A 4,707-nucleotide genomic window follows, 5' to 3' on the forward strand; every position below is an offset into this window, starting at 1 on the left:
GGGATCTGAATATCGAAACAGACACCATAGAGTATAATAGCAATATTCACTCCATGTTTGGCTATAAGGAAAATGAGATAGATAATGTTAATTCATGGTGGCGGGATAAAATTCATCCTGAGGATATTGAAACAGTAAACAATGCTCTTACTGAAGTTATTAAAAAAGGAAAAGAACGCTTCCAAATGGAGTATAGGTTCAAGGCAGCGGATGGAAGCTATAAATTTATTTTTGACCGGGCGTTTGTAATTAAAGATGAAAATGACGAACCCGTACGTATGATCGGTGCCATGCAGGATATTTCCCACGAAGTTGAAGAACAAGAGAGGCTGAAACTTCTGGAATCGGTAATTACCAATACCAAAGAATCGGTTGTAATTACCGAAGCTGTGCCGACCGATTTACAAGGCCGTAAAATTCTATATGTGAACGAAGCATTTTCCACTTTGACAGGTTATGAAAAAGAAGAGGCTATAGGTAAAACAATTCACTTTTTAAATGGACCTGAAACCGATAAAGCCACACGTGCTGAACTTGGCAGTGCCATGGACAGGCATGAGGCCAAAGAAGTAGAATTCATCAACTATAAAAAGAACGGAGAAAAATTCTGGATCAATATTTCCATAGTTCCCGTTGCCGATGATGATGGAAATTATACCCATTGGGTGGCTATAGGGCGTGATATAACCGATCAAAAACAAAATGAAGAGGAGATCAAAGCCTCATTAAAAGAGAAAGAAACACTGCTTGCCGAAATCCACCATCGCGTTAAAAATAACCTGGCCGTAGTATCAGGGATGATGCAGCTGCAAGCTTTCGACTCACATAATGAAGAACTTCAGGCTAAATTATTCGACAGTGTTGTTCGCATCAAGTCAATTGCTACTGTTCATGAATTGTTGTATCAATCAAACAGTTTCTCACAACTGGATTTCTCAGATACATTGAAAAAGCTGATCGAAAATATATCCGAAACCCTACAGAATACAACAGATATCACCCTCGATATAAATTGTGATCCGGTACAGCTGAATATCAATCAGGCCATTCCGGCTTCTCTGATCGTCAATGAAGTGATCACCAATGCTTACAAGCATGCTTTCAAAGGCACAAAAGATAACCGACTTTCCTTCGATTTATCCGAAAATGAAAACTCTATCCATATTGAGATCAAAGATAATGGAGTGGGTTTACCTGACGACAAGATAATGGAAACCAAAAATTCTTTGGGATTCCATTTGATAGAAGTACTGTGCGGACAAATTGATGGCGTAAAGGAATATAAAAATGGTAAAAAAGGAACCATTTTCACACTCACTTTTACGAAAAATGAAACAAAAAGCGGCAGCGCCAATGCACAGATGAATTAGAAAGAGCTATAACGAGCTCTCTTTATCTTTGAATAAAAGCTTTCCGCCGTTTTTATTCCACCAATATCGGCAATTCACCTAATTCAAGTAATTCGGAGATCTTCTTACCTATATAGGTATTATCTCTCCATCCCATAAACTCAAGTGCTCCGGGCCCATATGCCATCAAAGGAATTGGTGTTCCGGTGTGATATCCAGTAGTCCAGTAGATCTCCAGAGAATCACCTTCAGCTACTTGTTGTTGTAAGGTCATCCCTCCTGTTTCATGATCAGCTGTCAGTACAACAAGAGTCTCTCCGTCGTTTTGCGCAAAATCTAGCGCTGCATTAACAGCAGCATCAAAGTCTTCCACTTCCCGAAGTAGGTATTCAGAATTATTATCATGCCCTGCCCAATCAATTTGACTTCCTTCCACCATCAGGAAAAACCCATCTTCATTTTGGTTTAGAACATCCAATGCTTTTTGTGTCATCATAGCCAATGAAGGCTCTCCCTCATTACGCTCCATACCATCTTCAGCAAAAAGTCCCAACAAACGATCAGAGGTTGCATTTTGAAGCTCATCCTGATCCATCAAGATCTGATATCCTGCTTCTTCAAACTGTGCGATAAGATCTAAAGAGTCAGAGCGTTGATCTTCGGCAAACCATTTTACACCCCCACCTAAAAATACTTCTGATCCAGAGTCGAGAAAGTCTTCAGCGATCTGCATTTGCATACTTCTCTCGGGCTGATGCGCGGCAAATGAGGCAGGTGTAGCGTGTGTGATTGAAGATGTGGAAACCAAACCTGTGCTAAGCCCTTTCTCTTCTGCCAGCTCTAATATTGTTTTGCAAGGTATCTGGTTTGGGTTAACCCCAATAGCACCGTTGTAAGTCTTTAGTCCGCAAGAATATGCTGTTGCACCAGATGCTGAGTCAGTGATCAGGTTATCGGAAGAATGGGTTTTTACGATGCCGGTAACCGGCATTGTTTGCATATGAAGAAGACCGTCAGGCCCAACAAGAGCATATTGCCCGGCAGTAATTTGAGCTAAACCGGTCCCATCACCTATCAAGAGAATTACATTTTTGATCGTGGTGCTTTCCACCAAAGGAAGTATTTCCGGGACTTCACTTTGAGAATCATTTACTGAAATGACTTCGGTGTTATCAGCGTTATCGGTGTTATCGACTTCGTTTTGCTGACACCCAAACGTTAAGAAAGATATCAGAAGCAGCGTATAGAATTTATTCATGGCGAATTTTTTCTCTTAACTTAAGTTAAATTTTTTACCCTTGAGTTAAGAGAATGTAAAATCCTCCAAGTAATCAGGAGAATAAAGCTTTGATTAATCCCCATATTCCTTTGGCAGGTTTGGGTGATCTTTGATTACGCTTTGTGGCTTTCTTGATTCTTTCGGCCGGTATAATCGGTCCCTGATCTTCCTGTTTTTTTGATTCGGTTTTCCCGGAATCTTTTTTGGAAGATTTTTCCACCTTCTTATCCCCTGCTAAAACTACATCCACCGCGGCCAGATTTTGAACTTTGCGGTTAGCTTCTGCGATCTCTTTTGATGATAATTTCTTGGGCTTATCAGGACTTTTTTTGCGTGCAGGCTTTTTATCCTCTTTTTTCTCCGGTTTGTCAGCAGCTTTTTTGGATGGTTTGGCTTTAGCCTTTTCAGGTTTCGCCTCCTCATTCTTTTCAGCCGCTTTCTTACTCTCCGGAGTTTTCTTGCGCACTTTATCTTTGGGAGCAGATTTTTTATCCGATGCTTTTGGCTTTTTATTAGAATCAGCTTCCAGCATTTCCAGCTGATCGCCAACTTTATCCTGAATGGCTGAAAATGCCCGTCGGTCTTTCTTATTAACAAAGGTGATGGCTACACCTGATTTGTCATATCGGCCGGTACGGCCAATTCTATGCACGTAATCATCCACCTGACGAGGTACATCATAGTTAACGATCAGTGAGACATCGGCAATATCAATGCCGCGAGCCAGTACATCGGTAGCAACGATCACCGGAACCTTTCCACTCTTAAATTCATGCAGTGATTTATTACGCTCATCCTGATCTCGATCACCGTGAATACTGCCGGCTTTAATTCCCTTTTTAACCAGAAGCCGTTCCAGCTCATCAACGCCTCTTTTGGTGGCACAGAAAATAATACAGGAATCCCAAGCTAAGCCATCCAGTACGTCCTGTATCAAATTCAATTTGTCCTTTTGTTCAACAAAATATGCTTTCTGTTCAATGCTTCCGGAAGGCTTTTCAATCTCGATCTCAATTTTATCCGGATCATTCATAAAATCGTTGGCCAGCTTTTTGATCTGATCAGGCATTGTTGCTGAGAATAAAAGTGTCTGCCGTTCTTTCGGGAGCTTCTTGATGATCTTGGTTACATCAGGCAGGAATCCCATATCCAACATCCGGTCAGCTTCATCCAGTATCAGGAACTTAATATGGCTGAAATCCACATCCAGCACTTTGCTTTGGTCAATAAGCCGGCCCGGAGTTGCCACTATGATATCAATGCCTGAACGCAGAGCGGTTGCCTGCTTCCCAAAATCTTCCCCACCAATAACCGTAGCAGAAGAAATCCCGGTGTGATAGCCTAATGCAAAGATCTGCTCGTCGATCTGTTGAGCCAGTTCCCTTGTAGGTGATAAGATCAAAGCCTGTGTATGCTCTGAGGGGTTTTCCAATATTTGCTGTATTACAGGTATAACAAAGGCACCCGTTTTGCCGGTTCCCGTTTGTGCAGCCCCGATCAGGTCTTTCTTTTTGAGTATAATTGGGATTGCTTGTTCTTGTATTGGGGTAGGTTCCGAATAGCCAATGTCTCGCAAGCCTGCTTTCAGCTCGTCTTTGAAGTCAAAATCGTTAAATGTCAATGTATTCGTCTGTTATGAAATTTCTTATGATTCCGTAATATACACAGATAAGTGATTATTTATTCCACTTTGATGTGATTTCCCCTATTTTACAAGTCTAAATTTTAGATCACAAACAAATTTATAATCACCAAAATATTACTATGAAATTTAACAATTTAAGTATAGTTGCACTATTCGCCTCTCTACTGCTTTTTACCGCCTGTAATCAGGAAATGAGCGGAAGTTATAATGCTGACCTTTCTACCGAACTTGACAGCGTGAGTTACGCGCTTGGTTACCAAAATGGAACATTTCTGGCTCGTGAGGGCATCGAAGAATTGGACATGGACAATTATGGAGCAGGACTGAATGCAGGATTAGCTTCAGAAGATGAATTACTGACCCAGGAAGAGATCTACGCTGTGGTAAACAAATACATCCAACAGATCACCGAAGAGAGAAGCAGCGAAAACAGG

Annotated in this window: 4 protein-coding genes; 2 read left to right on the top strand and 2 right to left on the bottom strand. The window is 41.3% G+C overall.

The window, feature by feature from the left end:
• A partial coding sequence (locus tag VFM80_RS09635; protein WP_395071618.1) for a PAS domain-containing protein occupies positions 1-1,370 on the top strand: 1,370 nt, incomplete at its 5' end.
• A gap of 52 nt (positions 1,371-1,422) precedes the next feature.
• Here the strand turns inward: VFM80_RS09635 and VFM80_RS09640 are convergent.
• Positions 1,423-2,607: an alkaline phosphatase gene (locus tag VFM80_RS09640; RefSeq protein WP_395071619.1), complete on the bottom strand. Its 1,185-nt coding sequence runs from the start codon at positions 2,605-2,607 to the stop codon at positions 1,423-1,425.
• A gap of 73 nt (positions 2,608-2,680) precedes the next feature.
• Positions 2,681-4,249: a DEAD/DEAH box helicase gene (locus VFM80_RS09645; protein ID WP_395071620.1), complete on the bottom strand. Its 1,569-nt coding sequence runs from the start codon at positions 4,247-4,249 to the stop codon at positions 2,681-2,683.
• A gap of 143 nt (positions 4,250-4,392) precedes the next feature.
• Here VFM80_RS09645 and VFM80_RS09650 point away from each other — a divergent pair.
• Positions 4,393-4,707 (top strand): FKBP-type peptidyl-prolyl cis-trans isomerase N-terminal domain-containing protein (locus VFM80_RS09650; RefSeq protein ID WP_395071621.1); only part of this gene is annotated, 315 nt, incomplete at its 3' end.

Origin of the sequence: Gracilimonas sp. (assembly GCF_035704785.1) — a bacterium.
In the GTDB taxonomy this organism is placed as follows: Bacteria; Bacteroidota; Rhodothermia; order Balneolales; family Balneolaceae; genus Gracilimonas.

Excerpts from the sequence above, each read along its gene's own strand:
- VFM80_RS09640 (WP_395071619.1), bottom strand. The coding sequence starts at position 2,607 with ATGAATAAATTCTATACGCTGCTTCTGATATCTTTCTTAACGTTTGGG.